At 71.1% G+C, this 17,076-nt stretch carries 14 protein-coding genes; 9 read left to right on the top strand and 5 right to left on the bottom strand.

Annotation, left to right across the window (positions count from 1 at the left end):
- Positions 1 to 206 precede the first annotated feature (206 nt).
- On the bottom strand, positions 207 to 1,211 hold the full coding sequence (locus tag ACIA8X_RS21170) for a hypothetical protein (protein ID WP_399458863.1): 1,005 nt from the start codon (positions 1,209 to 1,211) through the stop codon (positions 207 to 209).
- Between the two features lie 160 nt (positions 1,212 to 1,371).
- Between ACIA8X_RS21170 and ACIA8X_RS21165 the strand changes: the two genes are divergently transcribed.
- Both ACIA8X_RS21165 and ACIA8X_RS21160 read left to right on the top strand, forming a co-directional pair.
- Positions 1,372 to 2,433: an adenosine deaminase gene (locus ACIA8X_RS21165; RefSeq protein ID WP_399458862.1), complete on the top strand. Its 1,062-nt coding sequence runs from the start codon at positions 1,372 to 1,374 to the stop codon at positions 2,431 to 2,433.
- A 55-nt stretch (positions 2,434 to 2,488) separates the two neighbouring features.
- On the top strand, positions 2,489 to 3,166 hold the full coding sequence (locus ACIA8X_RS21160) for a glycerophosphodiester phosphodiesterase (RefSeq protein ID WP_399458861.1): 678 nt from the start codon (positions 2,489 to 2,491) through the stop codon (positions 3,164 to 3,166).
- Between the two features lie 144 nt (positions 3,167 to 3,310).
- On the opposite strand, the gene ACIA8X_RS21155 is transcribed toward ACIA8X_RS21160, so the two are convergent.
- Positions 3,311 to 5,011, bottom strand: coding sequence for a sigma-70 family RNA polymerase sigma factor (locus ACIA8X_RS21155; RefSeq protein WP_399458860.1), 1,701 nt, complete (start codon positions 5,009 to 5,011; stop codon positions 3,311 to 3,313).
- Positions 5,012 to 5,420: 409 nt separating this feature from the next.
- On the opposite strand from ACIA8X_RS21155, the gene ACIA8X_RS21150 reads away from it, so the two are divergent.
- Entirely contained in the window at positions 5,421 to 6,584 is a 1,164-nt protein-coding gene (locus tag ACIA8X_RS21150) for a serine hydrolase domain-containing protein (protein WP_393450400.1), read from the top strand.
- 97 nt (positions 6,585 to 6,681) lie between these two features.
- Positions 6,682 to 8,034, top strand: coding sequence for a diacylglycerol/lipid kinase family protein (locus ACIA8X_RS21145; protein ID WP_393451099.1), 1,353 nt, complete (start codon positions 6,682 to 6,684; stop codon positions 8,032 to 8,034).
- 42 nt (positions 8,035 to 8,076) lie between these two features.
- On the opposite strand, the gene ACIA8X_RS21140 is transcribed toward ACIA8X_RS21145, so the two are convergent.
- The 3 genes from ACIA8X_RS21140 to ACIA8X_RS21130 form a co-directional block, all read right to left on the bottom strand.
- A complete protein-coding gene (locus ACIA8X_RS21140) occupies positions 8,077 to 9,117 on the bottom strand; it encodes a glycoside hydrolase family 5 protein (RefSeq protein ID WP_399458859.1) in 1,041 nt (346 codons plus the stop codon).
- A gap of 199 nt (positions 9,118 to 9,316) precedes the next feature.
- Positions 9,317 to 10,507, bottom strand: a complete 1,191-nt coding sequence (locus ACIA8X_RS21135; protein ID WP_399458858.1) for a spermidine/putrescine ABC transporter substrate-binding protein — start codon at positions 10,505 to 10,507, stop codon at positions 9,317 to 9,319.
- A 145-nt stretch (positions 10,508 to 10,652) separates the two neighbouring features.
- Positions 10,653 to 12,092 (bottom strand): gamma-aminobutyraldehyde dehydrogenase, encoded by a 1,440-nt coding sequence (locus ACIA8X_RS21130; RefSeq protein ID WP_393450409.1) that lies wholly within the window; start codon positions 12,090 to 12,092, stop codon positions 10,653 to 10,655.
- A 179-nt stretch (positions 12,093 to 12,271) separates the two neighbouring features.
- Between ACIA8X_RS21130 and ACIA8X_RS21125 the strand changes: the two genes are divergently transcribed.
- From ACIA8X_RS21125 to ACIA8X_RS21105, 5 genes are all read left to right on the top strand, one after another.
- Complete coding sequence (locus ACIA8X_RS21125; protein ID WP_393450412.1) at positions 12,272 to 12,787, top strand: Lrp/AsnC family transcriptional regulator; 516 nt, start codon at positions 12,272 to 12,274, stop codon at positions 12,785 to 12,787.
- Positions 12,788 to 12,806: 19 nt separating this feature from the next.
- Entirely contained in the window at positions 12,807 to 14,180 is a 1,374-nt protein-coding gene (locus tag ACIA8X_RS21120) for an aspartate aminotransferase family protein (protein ID WP_399458857.1), read from the top strand.
- A gap of 228 nt (positions 14,181 to 14,408) precedes the next feature.
- Positions 14,409 to 15,149 carry an ABC transporter ATP-binding protein gene (locus tag ACIA8X_RS21115; RefSeq protein WP_393450418.1) on the top strand — a complete coding sequence of 247 codons (741 nt, stop codon included), beginning with the start codon at positions 14,409 to 14,411 and terminating at the stop codon, positions 15,147 to 15,149.
- A complete protein-coding gene (locus ACIA8X_RS21110; RefSeq protein ID WP_399458856.1) occupies positions 15,131 to 16,489 on the top strand; it encodes a hypothetical protein in 1,359 nt (452 codons plus the stop codon). The genes ACIA8X_RS21115 and ACIA8X_RS21110 overlap by 19 nt, the downstream gene beginning before the upstream one ends.
- Before the next feature lie 161 nt (positions 16,490 to 16,650).
- Positions 16,651 to 17,070 carry a VOC family protein gene (locus tag ACIA8X_RS21105; RefSeq protein WP_393450424.1) on the top strand — a complete coding sequence of 140 codons (420 nt, stop codon included), beginning with the start codon at positions 16,651 to 16,653 and terminating at the stop codon, positions 17,068 to 17,070.
- Positions 17,071 to 17,076: the final 6 nt, after the last annotated feature.

Genomic DNA, 17,076 nt, shown 5'->3' with positions numbered 1-17,076 from the left:
CCTTCTGGGGCTCCGCCCCAGACCCCGCTCCTCAAACGCCGGAGGGGCTGATTTTGCCCGCCTGCGCCCCAAGCGCCGGGCCCGGGCATTTCAGCCCGTCCGGCGTTTGAGGACGAGGCCCTTTCGGGGCCGACGCGGGGGTCTGGGGGCGGCAGCGCCCAGGGACGGGTAGGGGCGGCGGGGGCGAAAAACCCACCCGGCACCGCCTACGCCGTCGAGATCACGAACGCCAGCATCACGAAGCTGAGGACCAGGCCCGCCGCCCCGCAGATGACCCCGGCGAGTGCCTGCCCGCGGTTCGTCGCCTCACCCCGCCGCGCCTTGCCCATACCGATCCCACCGAAGATCACCGCCAGCACACCCACCACGATCGCCACCGGCCACAGGCAGAAGATCACGGCCGAGATGATCCCGAGCACCAGCCCGGCGGTACCCATCCCATTGCTCGGCATGGGATGCATTCCGGGCCACCCGTAGTAGCCCGCCGGACCCGGACCAGGACCCGGCAGATGCGGGTAACCATGACCGCCGGGATAGCCGTACGGCACCCGCCCAGGCCCGTCGGGCGCGATGGGCGGCGGGGGCACGGCCTCGCCATGAGCGGCGTAGGGGCCGCCGGCCCCGGCCGGAGGCGCGAAGGGATTGACCGGCGCGGAGGGCATCGGAGCCGTGGCCCCCGGCGGCGCGAACGGGTTGGCCGCCGAACCACCCGGCGGCGTAGCAGACCCCGCCTCGACCGACGGATTCATCCACGGCGAGGCCGGCGGCACGGCGTCCCGCGGCTCGGACGGCACGTCCATCGGCGGCACCGCCCCAACCGTCTCCCGGTCGTGCACGGACGGAGCGGGCCAGGTAGGCGGCTCGTTCGAGGCGAGGGTGTGCCCGGGCCGCCCCGCGGACGGGGAGCAACCCGCCGCCCGCGCCCCCTCGACCGGAGGCGCCCACGGATCCCGCTCAGGAGGCGTCTGGAACCCACCCGGCACGGCACCACCGTGTCCCGGCACCGCATCACTCAGGCCCGCCACCCTCGGCTTGTCCAAAGACGTCGACGCCCTCTCGTCGCCCTTCCCGAGCGACACCTTCGGCCCCTCCACCGAATCCCCCGAACCCCCTTCAGCCACGTTGCCACCGCCCCGCACCGCCGATCCCCCCGAGGCCGCCGGCGTCTCCGGCGCCCCCGGCCCCTTCCCCGTACCCGCGTCGTCGGACATGCGCGGACCCCCCTCTGTCGTACGTGCCGTCATGCTAAGGCCCCGTCTGCGCCCCCGAGGTCCCGGCCTACGATGATCCCTGAGTCACCGATCAGCCGATCACACGCGTCCGCCCGCCGCCCGCACACCCGGCCGCGGACGCCGTTCCCGGGGAGGAACCTTGACCGACCATCTCGTCGATGCCCGCGCCTCGCGCGACCTGCACGCCTTCATCGCCGGACTGCCCAAGTCCGAACTGCACGTCCACCACGTGGGCTCCGCCTCCCCCCGCATCGTCGCGGCCCTCGCCGCCCGCCACCCCGACTCGAAGGTCCCCACCGACCCGGAGGCGCTGGCCGACTACTTCACGTTCACGGACTTCGCCCACTTCATCGACGTGTACCTGTCCGTCGTGGATCTGATCCGCACCCCGGAGGACGTCCGTCTGCTGACGTTCGAGGTGGCCCGTGACCTGGCCCGGCAGCAGGTGCGCTACGCCGAGCTGACCATCACCCCGTTCTCCTCGACCCGCCGCGGCATCGACGAGGGCGCGTTCATGGCCGCGATCGAGGACGCCCGCAAGGCGGCCGAGGCCGAGTTCGGGACCGTGCTGCGCTGGTGCTTCGACATCCCCGGCGAGGCCGGCCTGGAGTCCGCCGAGGAGACCGTACGGCTCGCCACCGACGACCGGCTGCGCCCGGAGGGCCTGGTCGCCTTCGGGCTCGGCGGGCCCGAGATCGGCGTACCGAGGCCGCAGTTCAAGCCGTACTTCGACCGGGCGATCGCCGCCGGACTGCACTCCGTGCCGCACGCCGGCGAGACCACCGGCCCGGAGACGGTGTGGGACGCCCTCACCCACCTGCGCGCCGAGCGCATCGGGCACGGCACGAGCTCGGCACAGGACCCGAAGCTGCTCGCGCACCTCGCCGAGCACCGGATCCCGCTGGAGGTGTGCCCGACCTCCAACATCGCCACGCGCGCGGTCCGCACGATCGAGGAGCACCCGATCAAGGAGTTCGTGGCGGCCGACATCGTCGTCACCATCAATTCCGACGACCCGCCGATGTTCGGCACCGACCTCAACAACGAGTACGCGGTCGCCGCCCGTCTCCTCGACCTCGACGAGCGCGGCCTGGCCGGCCTCGCCAAGAACGCCGTGGACGCGTCCTTCCTCGACGAGCCCGGCAAGGCGCGGATCGCGGCCGAGATCGACACGTACACGGCGGACTGGCTCGCGCGCTGAGCCCACCGCCCCCGCACACCTCCCCGTCGGCCTCCGCTCCCACCAGAATGTGCCCATGCAGAACGTGACCGCCGTCGCCCACCGCGGCGCCCCCTACCGCGTCCGCGAGAACACGCTCGCCTCGCTGCGCTCCGCGCTCCACCTGGGCGCGGACGCGGTGGAGATCGACGTACGGCTCACCAAGGACGGCGTGCCGGTGCTGTTGCACGACGCGACGCTGAAGCGGCTGTGGGAGCACGACCGCCCGCTGACCGCGCTGTCGGCGGCCGAGGTGCGGGGGCTGACGGCGGGCGGAGTTCCGACGTTGGAGGAGGCGTTGGCGGAGTGCGACGGGAGCCGGGTGATGCTCGACCTGCCGGGCACGCCCGATGTGCGGGCGGCACGCCGGGTGGTGGACGTCGTGCGCGGGTGCGAGGCGCAGGACCGCGTGTACTACTGCGCGGGCGCCCGGGAGATGCTCGCCGTGCGCGCCGCCGACCCGGCCGCCGAGATCGCCCTGACCTGGACGACGCTGGCACCGCCACGCCCCGCACTGCTGGACGCGGTACGCCCGCGCTGGCTGAACTACCGCTTCGGCCTGGTCGACCACGCCCTCGCCGAGCGCGTCCACCACGACGGCTACCTGCTGTCCGTCTGGACCCCGGACACCCGCCGCTCCATGCGCCGCCTGCTGGACATCGGCGCCGACTCGATCACGACGAACCGCGTCGAGGTCCTCCTCGCCCTGCGGTGACGCTCCGCTGGTTGGGCCGCGAGGGGTCGTCGATCGTCTGCGGCTTCGTCGTGGCTGGTCGCGCAGTTCCCCGCGCCCCTTAGGGCGCTGCCAGCGGCGGCACCAGCGCGTGGGCGTCGGCCCTCTCCCCCACCCACTGATCGATCAGGAGCGCCCCACGCGGGACTCCTGAGCCACCGTCGCCGCGTCCGCCGGGCTCCCGCGGGTCACGTACTGCGGAACGGGCGTGTCGTCCTTGCCGGTGTCGCGGACGAGGCCGTAGCGGGTCGCGCCGTCGGGTGGGCCGTGGTTGATGTCCTCGTTCACGGCGTCCCAGCTCGACGGGAACACGCTCAGGCCGTAGTCGGCGCCGCGTTCGTTCTGGATGAGGGTGACGCTGCCGTCGACGTAGAACCACTCGTTCTGCCACATCTGCTGGGTGCCGGACGGCGGGACGGCGTAGCCGGTGGTCGAGTTGCCCATGCCGGTGGCGGAGGTGTCGGTGCTGCTGACGCGGTCGTCCATGCGGCGACCGCCGCCCGAGGCGACGTGGAAGAGCCTGCCCTTCAGGCCGGTCCAGGCCGGCATGACGAGGCTGCCCGCCCGGTACTGCGGCGAGATCTGCCAGCGGACGAGAACATAGCCCTGGCCGGTGAGTGTGACGCTGTCGCCGCGGTGGTTCATCACGGCGTGCGCGCCGCCGGTGCTGGTGATGCCGGACTCGGGGCGGCGCGGCAGGGCGCCCGGCTCGGCGTTCGGGTCGGGGGCCTGGTCGACGGCGTCGACGACCGTGCCGTACAGCTCGACCTTGCGGGTCTGTGACGGCGACGGTGAGGGCGTCGCCGATGGTGACACCGGTGGTGTGGGCGGCGAGGACGACGGGCGGGCCGTGCTGGCCGCCGTGGGGGCGGACGCGCGCGGGGGCGGGGCGTCCGGAGTCTGGGTGACGACGTAGGCGCCGCCCGCGACGAACGTCGCGCCGGCCGTCACCGCCACGGCGGGCTGGGTGAGGGCGGCCATCACCTTGGCGGACCAGCCGACAGAGGTCGCCGTCGCCGCGACCGCCGTCTTGCCGCCGAAGGCGAGGGAGAGCGTGAAGCCGACGGGGATCGGGACGAGGGCGATGCCGACGAGGAGGCGTTCCGCCGGTACGACGGCCTCGCGGGTGTCGCCGCAGTAGCCGCAGCCCCTGATGTGCCGGGCCAGTCGCTTGCGCCAGACCGAGTCGGGGCGGCCGTTCCAGCGGGCGGTCACCTCGCGCAGGCCGGGGCAGGCGCCGTCCAGGGCCCGCACGATGCCGCGCGCGGTCTCCAGCCGTTCCTTCACCCGCTGGACGCGGACCGCGGCGTGCTGCCTGCTGATGCCGGCCGCGGCGGCCAGTTCGCGCCGGGTCAGCTCGCCCGCGACCTCCAGCCACCACAGCGACAGCAGTTGCCGGTCCTCGTCGTCCAGCCAGCGCACCGCCTCCGCGACCTCGCGCCGCTGGCCTTCCAACTGCAGCCGCAGCACGGTGAGTTCGGCGAAGTCGGTGGCCTCGCGCGCGGCCGACTCGTCGAGGGGGGCGGGCTGTCTGCGGCGCGCCCGGTCCCGTATCTGCCGCATGGCGATGGCGACGAGCCAGGAGCGGAAGCTGTCCGGGTCGCGCAGCGAGCCGAGGTTGTCGACGGCGCGCAGCATGGTCTCCTGGACGACGTCGTCGACGTCGGCGTGGCCGTTCAGGGCGCGCCCGACCACGTTGTAGACGAGCGGAAGCCAGCCCTCCACCAGCTCGTCCAGCGCCTGCCGGTCACCGGCCTGCGCCGCCGCGATGGTGGCGCGCCACTGCCGACCGACTGCCTCGTCCACGTACGTCCTCTCCCGGGTCATTTGCTGCCCGTACGCACCTTCTCAGCCTGACCTGCACTGTTGGCTATGTCGGAGGTCACATTCCGCTTCCGGGGCGGGCGGGGCATGGGAGTTCTCCCGGGTGTGGGGGATGACGGGACGCGAGTGGAGACGCAGTGAAGAGGGGATCGATAACACTTTTTCGGCAACCGGTGGCGAGGACTGCCGGGCCCCATGCCGTGGACCGCTCCCCGACCGACGCCCGTAAGGGCGATCCCCGACAACCCCCTTGTTCTTTACGGCACTTGCTCCGGGCTTCCCCAGGGGCACAGCCCCTCCTCACCGACGATCCGGCGGAGACCCGAACGCCCTGAGGATGATCACGGAAACTCCACCGGACATCCCCACTGGACATCCCACCGGACATCCCACCGACCCCCAGGAGCAGCAGATGCCCGTACGCCCGCTTCCCACCCTCCTCACTTCCGCGCTCGTCCTGACCCTGACCGCGCTCCCGCTGGCCGGGACGGCGTCCGCGCGCCCCGCGTCCTCATCGTCGTGCTCCGCGCGGGCGATCGAGGCCGCGCCGAAAACCGGTCCCGACGTCAAGGCCCTGTGCGCGGCGCTCGCCGGGCTGCCCGACCAGGACGCGACGGCCGCGCTGATCCGCGTCAGCGGCAAGGGGAGCTGGGAGGGGTCGGCCGGGGTACGCGATCTGAGAACCGGGGCCCCGGCACTGGAGAACGCCCGCTTCCGGGCCGGTTCGACGACGAAGGTCGTGACCGCGGCGATCGCGCTGCAACTCGCCGCCGAGGGGCGGATCTCCCTCGACGGCACGGTGCAGCAGTACCTGCCGGGCCTGCTCACCAAGGACTTCGCGCCCATCACCGTACGGCAGTTGCTGAACTACACCAGCGGACTGCGGCCCGGGGCCTCGCTCGGCGACACCACCGAGGAGATGTACCCGCACCGCTTCGAGACCCTGACCCCGGCCGAAGTCGTCGCCGCGTCCGTCGCCAAGGGGCCGGACCCCGAGTACGCGCCCGGCGAGCGGCAGGTCTACGGCAACATCCACTACACCGTGCTGGCCATGCTGATCGAGAAGGTCACCGGCGACTCGTACGCCCACCAGGCGGCCGTACGGATCTTCCGCCCGCTCGGCATGCGGCACACGTCGTTCCCCGACGGACCCGACCCGCGCGTCCACGGTCCGCACAACCGCGGCTACGAGTGGATCGACGGCAAGTTGGTGGACGTGACCGACTGGAACATGTCCGACCGATGGGCGGCCGGGGACATGATCTCGACGACCGCGGACCTCGAACGGCTGCTGGTGGGCGTGTTCAAGGGGCGAGTGGTCCCCGAGCCGCAGCTGAAGGAGATGTTCGCGGTGCCGAAGGCGGTGGACGCCACGATGGGCGCGCCGTTCACGCCGTTCGAGCTGAACGGCCGGACGATCTGGGCCAAGACGGGATCCCGCCCCGGCTACCACACGGTCGTCGCGGCGACCGCCGACCTGTCCCGCACCGTCGTCTACTCCGTCAACTCGACCGATGCGAGGGGCGACGGCGAGGCCATCGCCCGGCGCTTCGCCTTCCCGGCGTTCAACCGCTGACCAAGGAACCTTTTGTGCAAGGGCCGTAGAAAGCGAAGGTGAGGACGAGGGCCCGTAGCAGACCAGCCCTACGATGTCCGCGGCGAACGGAGAGATCATGGGCTGGGACTTGAGCGAGCGGGCCTATCGAAGGCAGCGGTGGGCGGCGCGTACGGCGTTGGCCTCGGCGGGTCTCGCGGTGCTCGTGCCGCTCGCCTACGGCGGATTCGGCGGCGTGCTGCTGCTGGTGGCCGGCGCCGCGGGCCTGTGCCTCAGCGCGGTCGCGGTGTGGTGGACGCTGACCCTGCGCGGCCCGGTGCGCTGGGCGGCGGCCGTGCTGGCCGTCGTGGTACCGGCCGCCCTCGTCGCCCTGTTCGCGGCCACCCTCTTCTGGGCGCTGCTGGCATCCGTGGCGCTGTGGACGGTGGCCGTGTGGAGCGGCCGGTACGCGCTGCGGGGCACGGGCAGTACCCGGGTGCGGGTGATGCGGGAGCGGAAGGCGCCGCCACCGAAGCGGCCGTATCTGATCATGAACCCACGCTCGGGCGGCGGCAAGGTGGTCCGCTTCGCGCTCAAGGAGCGGGCCGAACAGCTCGGCGCCCACGTCATCCTCCTCGACGCGGACGAGCACCAGGACGTCACCGCCCTGGCCCGCGAGGCCGTTGCGCAGGGCGCGGATCTGCTGGGGGTCGCGGGCGGGGACGGCACCCAGGCGCTGGTCGCGGCCATCGCCGCCGCGTACGACATCCCGTTCCTGGTGATCAGCGCCGGCACCCGCAACCACTTCGCCATGGACCTCGGGCTCGACCGCGACGACCCCGCCGCCTGCCTCGACGCGCTCACCGACGGGGTGGAGGTCCGTGTCGACCTCGGGTTCGCGAGCGGCCGGCCCTTCGTCAACAACGCGTCCTTCGGGGCGTACGCGGCCATCGTGCAGAGCCCCTCCTACCGCGACGACAAGATCGGCACCACCCTTGAGCTGCTGCCCGACCTGCTCACCCGCCAGCAGGGCGCGCGGCTGACCGCCCGCGCGGGAGGCACGACGCTCGACGCCCCGCACGCCGTGCTGGTCAGCAACAACCCCTACCGCACCGACGATCCCTTCGGGCTCGGCCGCCGCGACCGCCTCGACTCCGGCCTCCTCGGTGTCCTCGGCCTCCGGGTGGACAGCGCGGCCGAGGCCGCCGCGCTGATCATCGACCCCGCGCCGCGCGGCCTCACCATCCTCAGCGCGCCCGACGTGGTCATCGAGGCCGACCGCGCCGAGATCGAGGCGGGCATCGACGGCGAGGCCCTGATCCTGCCCGCCCCGGTCCACTGCCGCATCACCCCCCGCGCCCTACGCGTCCGCGTCCCCCGCAAACGCCCCGGAGTCCCCCAGCGCGGCCCCCGCCTGGACTGGCGCCGGTTGCGCAAGCTGGCGGCGACCGTGGGGCGGACTGCGGTGCATCGGCGGGGGCCGTTCCTCTAAGGGGGCGTCACGTAAGAGGGCGTCACGGCTGTCGCACCGCGGTCACTGCTTCCAGGCCCAGTGCAGGCGGTCGAGCCCGCTCTGGTTGTTCACCGTCAGGCTGAGGCGGGTGCCCGTGCCCTGAAGGGTGGTGAGGGAGTAGGTGTCGCCGTTGCGCAGGCCGGGCCAGTAGACCGAGCCCAGGCCCAACTCCCGGATGGTGTCGGTCGCGGCCTGGATGTAGGCGACCTCGCTGGAGCCGCCCACCGGGCCGTTGTAGTCCAGGCCGGAAGTCATGGTCGCGCCGAACTCGTCGAGGATGGTGCGCGAGGCGCAGGTGCCGATGCGCTCCTTGAAGTCGGCCTTCCACTGGTCGACGCTGGTCCAGTCGGTGTGCCAGAAGCCGTAGTTGTGCAGCGCGAGCCGGGTGCCCTTGAGGCGGGGGTCGGCGCAGACCGGCTTGACGTCCTCGCTGTACTTGTACCCGCCGATCAGGATCCGGTCGCGGGGCACGTCACGGTGGGTGCTCACCCACTGCGCGGCGATGTCGGTCCACTCCTGGGCGGTGTAGCCGAACGGCTCGTTCATCGGCTCGAAGTACACCTTGGAGTTGCGCCCGTAGGCGGAGGTGATCCGCGCCCACATCCGGTCCCAGGACGCCTGGTCGTCTATCTTGCCGTCCTTGGCGTTGTCGGCCTCCCAGTAGCCCAGGATGACCTTGAAGCCCTTGGCGGTGGCGGCGTCGATCGCGCCACGGTACGACTTCCAGAACGGGCCGTTCACGGACGTGGGGTTGACCGGCAGACGCACCGTGTTGGCGCCGAGCTTGCCGAACCCGCCGATGACCGCCCTGGACTTGGCGTAGGTCGTGGCGTAGCTGTCGGAGGTGGACAGGCCCGAGGGTACGACCGCGTCATCGGCGTAGTTGTCGCGCGGGTCAGCCCAGTTGACCCCGCGGAAGTCGCTGACGGGCGGCGGCGAGGCGTGGCGGGAGGCGGCTGCGGGAGCGGCGGACGCGGGGGAGGTGAGAGCTCCGCCGAATGCCGTGGCACCGGCCAGCAGGGCCCCCAGGCAAGCTGTCCGGCGATGGTTCTTTCGTTGCACGACATCCCCTTCTGGGTAGTTCCGTCCGCGCAACCTCACGTGCAGGCCGGCGGCTCTGTGGCTCCCGAAAAGTAGAGGGGACCTCGAACAAGGGTCAACATATCTGCACACCAAATTTCATCAAGAACACAGAACCCGGCCGCGCAAAGCGCCGGACGCCAGGCCGTCCGCCGGAGGAAGCCCCCCTCACAACCCCCCGTCACAACCCCGCGATCACATTCCACCGCTTGGCGAACTCCACCCGCTCCCCCGCCGTGATGTCCCGTGCGATCGCCAGACGCCCCCGCATCGCCGCGTCCGGGAAGATCAGCGGGTCCTCGGCCAGGGCGGCGGTCTCCGCGTCCTTGGCGGAGGCGAGGACGTCCTGGGCGGCCGGGACCGGGCAGACGTAGTTGACCCACGCGGCCAGCTCCGCGGCGACCTCGGGCTCGTAGTAGTAGTCGATCAGCCGCTCGGCGTTGGCCTTGTGGCGGGCCAGGTTGGGGATCATCAGGGACTCCGACCAGAGCTCGGCGCCCTCCTCGGGGACGACGAAGCGGATGTCGGGGTCGTCGGCCTGGAGTTGGATGACGTCGCCGGAGTACGCCTGGCAGGCCAGCACGTCGCCGCTCGACAGGTCCTTGATGTAGTCGTTGCCGGTGAAGCGGCGGATCTGCCCGCTGCGCACCTGCTTCTCGACCTGGTCGCAGATCGTGTGGAAGTCGTCCGCGGTCCACTTGGTGATGTCGACGCCGTTGCCCTGCATGAGCAGCGCGAAGGCCTCGTCCAGGCCGGACAGCAGCGTGACCCGGCCCTTCAGGTCGCTCGCCCACAGGTCGGAGACATGCCGTATCTCGCGGCCCAGCCTGCGGTGGTTGTACGCGATGCCGGTGATGCCGGACTGCCACGGCACCGTGTACGCGCGTCCGGGATCGAACGCCGGTGACCGCAACTGCGGGTCCAGGTACTTCGTCACGTTCGGCTGCCGCGCCCGGTCCATCTCCTGCACCCAGCCCAGCCGTACGAACCGGGCGCACATCCAGTCGCTGATGACGATGAGATCGCGGCCGGTGCGCTGATGGTTCATCAGGGCGGGACTGATCTTGCCGAAGAACTCGTCGTTGTCGTTGATCTCCTCGACGTACTCGACCGCGATGCCGGTGCGCTTCTCGAAGGCCTCCAGCGTCGGCCGCCGGTTCTCGTCCGCATCGTCCGTGTCGATGTAGAGCGGCCAGTTCGCCCAGGTCAGCCGCTTGTCGGTGGCGGAGACGTCCGTGGCGGCCCGGTCGCCGGGCGACACGTACGCGGGCCGCACACCACATCCGGCAAGCCCACCGACCAGCACGCCCCCACCGAGGGCGCGCAACAGGGTCCGACGGGAGAAAGCGGAGTTCATCGAGGGGAGGGCCATTGCGGAAGCATGCCGCCGTGGCCCCGGGCCAGGCAATGGACGCCGCGTCGAGCAGAACGGCCCCCACCAGACACCCTGTCGATCACGCCGCTGAAGGGGCGCGGGGAACTGCGCGACCAGCCCCCACGCACCCGCAGCCGAAGAACTACGCGTCCAGGGACGTCATGACGTGCTTGATCCGCGTGTAGTCATCGAACCCGTACGCCGAAAGGTCCTTGCCATAGCCCGACTTCTTGAACCCGCCATGCGGCATCTCCGCAACCAACGGAATGTGCGTGTTGATCCACACGCACCCGAAGTCCAGCGCCTTGGACATCCGCATCGCCCGCCCGTGGTCCTTGGTCCACACGGACGACGCGAGCGCGTACTCCACACCGTTCGCCCACTCGACGGCCTGCGCCTCGTCCGAGAAGGACTGCACGGTGATGACCGGCCCGAAGACCTCCTTCTGGATGATCTCGTCGTCCTGCTTGACGCCGGAGACGACGGTCGGCGCGAAGAAGTAGCCCTTCTCACCGACCCGCTTGCCACCGGCCTCCACGCGCGCGTGCGCCGGCAGCCGCTCGATGAAGCCCTCGACCTGCTTGAGCTGGTTGGGGTTGTTGAGCGGGCCGAACAGCACGTCCTCGTCGTCCGGCTGGCCGGTCTTGGTGTCGGCGGCGGCCTTGGCGAGCGCGGCGACGAACTCGTCGTGGATGGCCTCGTGGACGAGGACGCGACAGGCGGCCGTACAGTCCTGACCGGCGTTGAAGAAGCCCGCGACCGAGATGTCCTCGACCGCCTTGGCGATGTCGGTGTCCTCGAAGACGACGACCGGCGCCTTGCCGCCCAGCTCCAGGTGAACCCGCTTGAGGTCCTTGGACGCGGACTCGGCGACCGACATGCCGGCCCGCACGGAGCCGGTGATGGAGGCCATCGCCGGGGTCGGGTGCTCGACCATCAGGCGGCCGGTGTCACGGTCGCCGGTGATGACGTTGAAGACGCCCTTGGGCAGGACCGAGCCGATGATGTCGGCGATCAGGACGGTCGACGCGGGCGTCGTGTCCGACGGCTTCAACACGACCGTGTTGCCCGCGGCGAGGGCCGGCGCGAACTTCCACACGGCCATCATCATCGGGTAGTTCCAGGGCGCGACCTGCGCGCAGACGCCGATCGGCTCACGGCGGATGATGGAGGTCAGCCCCTCCATGTACTCACCGGCCGACCGGCCCTCCAGCATCCGCGCCGCGCCCGCGAAGAAGCGGATCTGGTCGACCATCGGCGGGATCTCCTCCGACCGGGTGAGCCCGATCGGCTTGCCGGTGTTCTCCACCTCGGCGGCGATCAGTTCCTCGGCGCGCTCCTCGAAGGCGTCCGCGATCTTCAGCAGCGCCTTCTGGCGCTCGGAGGGGGTCGCGTCACGCCACGCGGGGAAGGCCCTGGCGGCGGCCTCCATCGCGGCGTCGACGTCCGCCTGTCCGGACAGCGGCGCGGTCGCGTACGCCTCGCCCGTCGCGGGGTTGACCACCTCGGTGGTCCGTCCGTCGGCGGCGTCCCGGAACTCACCATCGATGTAGTTGCGCAGACGACGCAGCTCGGTGCTCACTGCCGGCCTCCTGTCAGGTTTTCACTGCTAGTGACTGTCCACTCTCTGAGACACCCACCCTAATCGGCTGCCCCACGTTTTCAACACCCCCACTCCCTCCACTTCTGCGAAATCCGCAGGTCTCAGTCACGTAAACAACGAATTTCATCGCCTCGGCCTTGCGGAACTGTCGAGACGTCGTGCACAGTGACGGCGTGGCCAGTCGAAGCGCAGAGCACAGGGACTCCCGCGAGTCCAAAGGTGGCGGTCCCCAGCTGGACGCCGTCTCCCTCGCCATCATCGAACAGCTTCAGGAGGACGGCCGCCGGCCGTACGCCGCCATCGGCAAGGCCGTGGGCCTGTCCGAGGCGGCCGTGCGCCAGCGCGTCCAGAAGCTGCTCGACCAGGGCGTGATGCAGATCGTCGCCGTCACGGACCCGCTCACCGTGGGCTTCCGCCGGCAGGCGATGGTCGGTGTGCACGTCGAGGGCGATGTGGAATCCGTCGCCGACGCGCTGACGGCCATGTCCGAATGCGAGTACGTGGTGATGACAGCCGGGTCCTTCGACCTGATGGTGGAGGTCGTCTGCGAGGACGACGACCACCTCCTGGACGTCATCAACAAACGCATCCGGGCCCTCCCTGGAGTGCGCTCGACGGAGAGCTTCGTCTACCTCAAGCTCAAGAAGCAGACCTACATGTGGGGAACCCGATAACCGTGAGGATCCGATAACCGTGAGCACCAACAGCCCTCAGGACCTCAGCAGGACCGCGTACGACCACCTGTGGATGCACTTCACGCGTATGTCCTCGTACGAGAAGTCCCCCGTCCCGACCATCGTCCGGGGCGAGGGCACCTCCATCTACGACGACAAGGGCAAGCGCTACCTCGACGGTCTCGCCGGCCTGTTCGTGGTCCAGGCCGGGCACGGCCGTGTCGAGCTGGCCGAGACCGCCTTCAAGCAGGCGCAGGAGCTGGCGTTCTTCCCGATCTGGTCCTACGCCCACCCGAAGGCCGTGGAGCTCGCCGAGCGCATAGCGGACCACGCGCCGGGCGACCTCAACAAGGTCTTCTTCACCACGGGCGGCGGTGAGGCGGTGGAGACCGCCTGGAAGCTCGCCAAGCAGTACTTCAAGCTGGTCGGCAAGCCCACCAAGCACAAGGTGATCTCGCGTGCCGTCGCCTACCACGGCACCCCGCAGGGCGCCCTGTCCATCACGGGCCTGCCCGCCCTGAAGGCGCCGTTCGAGCCCCTCGTCCCGGGCGCGCACAAGGTCCCGAACACCAACTTCTACCGCGCCCCGATCCACGGCGACGACCCGGAGGCCTTCGGCCGCTGGGCCGCCGACCAGATCGAGCAGCAGATCCTCTTCGAGGGCCCGGACACGGTCGCCGCGGTCTTCCTGGAGCCGGTGCAGAACGCGGGCGGCTGCTTCCCGCCCCCGCCCGGCTACTTCCAGCGGGTGCGCGAGATCTGCGACCAGTACGACGTCCTGCTGGTGTCGGACGAGGTCATCTGCGCCTTCGGCCGCCTCGGCACGATGTTCGCCTGCGACAAGTTCGGCTACGTCCCGGACATGATCACCTGCGCCAAGGGCATGACCTCGGGCTACTCCCCGATCGGCGCCTGCATCATCTCCGACCGCCTGGCCGAGCCGTTCTACAAGGGCGACAACACCTTCCTGCACGGCTACACCTTCGGCGGCCACCCGGTGTCGGCCGCGGTGGGCATCGCCAACCTCGACCTGTTCGAGCGCGAGGGCCTCAACCAGCACGTGCTCGACAACGAGGGCGCGTTCCGCTCGACGCTGGAGAAGCTGTACGACCTGCCGATCGTCGGCGACGTCCGCGGCAACGGCTTCTTCTACGGCATCGAGCTGGTGAAGGACAAGGCCACCAAGGAGTCCTTCAACGACGAGGAGACCGAGCGCGTCCTGTACGGCTTCCTCTCCAAGAAGCTGTTCGAGAACGGCCTGTACTGCCGTGCCGACGACCGCGGTGACCCGGTCGTCCAGCTGGCCCCGCCGCTGATCTCCAACCAGGAGACGTTCGACGAGATCGAGCAGATCCTGCGGGCGACGCTGGCGGAGGCGTGGACCAAGCTCTGACGCCCCCGCCGACCGGCGGAAGCCGACATGCGGAAGTTGATCTTCCGTATGGATGATCAACACCGGCCCCGGAGCCGCCCGTTCGAGTGAGAAACGGCGGTCCGGGGCCGTGTGCTGTCCGGGGTCCGGGGGACGGCTGCCTAGCGTGCCTGTGACCGATCGGCCGAGCCTTCGTTCCCCCGCACGGGGGATCGGGTACGGAAACGGATCAGAAGCGAGGTGTACGTCATGGTGGCCCCGCCGGACAACGACGTGCTCTGGGCGCGCGCCCTGCACTTCACCTACAACGACGGCTCACCCGCGCTGGGCGGCGTCTCGCTCGGCGTCCAGGAGGGTGAGGTCCTCGCCGTCATCGGTCCGCGCGGCAGCGGCAAGACGTCCCTCCTGCAATGCCTGTCCGGCCTGCTCCCGGTGCGCCGCGGCGAGGTCTGGTTCAACAGCGTGCCGGTGCACAAGATGGGCCCGACGGACCGCGAACGGCTCCGTCGCGACCGCTTCAGCTGGATCGACCCGGTCCCCTCACTCGTCCCCGAGCTGAACGTCTGGGAGAACGCCGCCCTCCCCCTGATGCTGCGCGGCACCAGCCGCCGGCGCGCCAAGACGGCCGCGCTGGAGTGGCTGGAGCGCCTGGACGTCGGCGAGGTGGCCCGCAAGCGCCCGCACCAGCTCGTCCAGGCCGAACGCCAGCGCGTCTGCATCGCCCGGGCTCTGGCCCCCTCGCCCACGGTCCTGTTCGCCGACGAGCCGGGGGCGCCCCTGCACCGCAGCGACCGCACCCAAGTCCTGCGCACCCTGACGACGGCGGCCCGCTCACACGGCATCACGGTCGTCCTGAGCACTTACGACGCGGACGCGGCGCCCCTCGCCGACCGCAGGGTCACCCTCCTGGACGGGCGGCGCGTGAACACGGTGCACCTGCCCCCGCCCGGGGAGACGGAAGGCCGGGCCGCGTGCTCGCTCTCCGTCTGACCCGCGGCGCCCAACCCGCCGTACAACTGCGCCGCCTGCTGGTGGCGTCGGCCTCGGCGGGCACGGGCTTCCTGCTGCTGTGCGCCCTGGGCTACGCCCTGTCCCACCCCGACTCCCCCGGCTCGTCGCTGCTCCGGCTGGCCTGGTGCCTGCCGCCGCTGGCCGCGACGATCCACTTCGCGGTGGCGGTGGCCCGCACCGACCCCGGCACCAAACCGCGCCCCGGCCTCTCCGCGATCGGCCTGGGCCCGGCCCGCCTGATGGCCGTCTCGGCGACGACCACGGCCCTGTCCTGCACGCTCGGCTCGATGGTCGCCCTGCTGTTCTTCCTCCATCTGCGAGGCGACCTCACCGGCATGCCCTTCGACGGCGCGGCCGCCGAGTTCCTGGCCGCGGACACCCCGCTCCCCCTCCCGGCCACCCTGACCCTCCTCACCCCGGTACCGGCGATCGCCTCCCTGGCGGTGGCGTTCACCCTGCGCCCGAAGGAAAAGCACCCCGACACACCGAGCCCGGCACGGCCGAACGGCAGCAGGCTCGCGGCCCAGTTGAGGAGGAGCGGACGGAGCGGCGCGGCTGCGCACGGCACCCCGGAGGACGGCGAAGGCAGTCTCGCCGCGCCGTCCGCGGACGGTCGTGCCGCTGTGGCGGGGCTCGTCCCACAGAAAGACGGCACCCCACACACGCCGGACCCGGCGCCCCACTTCCCGGCCCCCCGCAAACCCCCCGCCGGCCTCCCCTGGGGCATCGCGGTGATCGCCGCGGGCCTGACCGTGGAGGCCTACGCGGTCCACGCGGCAACCGGCAAGGGCGCCGGCACCACCCTCGCCATGCCCGCCGCCCTCCCCACCGGCCCCGCCGGCGTCCTGCTCGGCTGGCTTCTCACCGCCGTCGGCCTCACCCTGGCCGCCCCCGGCCTCACCCACCTCTGCGGCCGCCTTCTCCAGGCCGTGCGCCCCGGCGCTCTGCGCCTCCTGGCCGGCCGGGTGCTCATGGCGGAAGCCGTCCGCATCGGCCGCCCCCTCGGCATCGTCTGCGCCGCGGCCTCGGGCGCGTACGCCATGGCCAGCCTCTCCGACCCCGAGGCCGCCTCGGCCTTCGGCCCCCTCACCGCCGTCGGCGTCACCCTGGTCACCGGCTGCACCGTGGCCACCCTCCTGACGGCCGCCGTGGAGGCCAAGCAGGCCCGCGCCTTCACCACGACCGCACTGCTCCGCCTCGGCGCCCCCACCTCGTTGCTGCGCAGCGCGGCCGCCCTGCGCGTCGGCGTCCTGCTGGCCTGCTTCGGCCCGCTCACCCTGATCGTGGCGGAGCTGGCGGCACTGCCCCTGGCACGCTGAGGCCATCGAGCGCCCCTCGCCAAGCCGCCTTCACCGAGCCGCCTTCACCAAGCACCCGTCGCCGAAAAACTCGTAGGAAAAAATCTCCCGCCCGGCGATGAGTTCCGCGCGACCCCCCGGTCTACCCCACCGAACAGCAGCCACCCCGATGGGAGACCCCGATGACCGCGCCCGCGTACCAGCAGATGATCTTCGTGAACCTGCCCGTGAACGACCTCGACGCCTCGAAGAAGTTCTTCACGGAACTCGGTTATTCGATCAACCCGCAGTTCAGCGACGACAACGCCGCCTCCGTCGTGATCAGCGACACCATCGTCGCGATGCTGCTCACCCGGCCGTTCTACGCGACCTTCACCGACAAGGAGATCGCGGACGCCACGAAGACCAGCGAGGTGCTGGTCTGTCTGAGCGCCGAGAGCCGTGACAAGGTCGACGACCTGGTCGAGAAGGCCGTCGCCGCCGGCGGCACCGCCTCGGAGAAGATCCAGGACATGGGCTTCATGTACGGCCGCGCCTTCGACGACCTCGACGGCCACACCTGGGAGGTCGTGTGGATGGACCCGTCGGCCATCGAGGGCTGACGCCCG

Source organism: Streptomyces sp. NPDC051738, assembly GCF_044453205.1.
In the GTDB taxonomy this organism is placed as follows: Bacteria; Actinomycetota; Actinomycetes; order Streptomycetales; family Streptomycetaceae; genus Streptomyces.
Note: the sequence above shows the minus strand (reverse complement) of the source record. Positions and strands in the feature narration are given on the sequence as shown.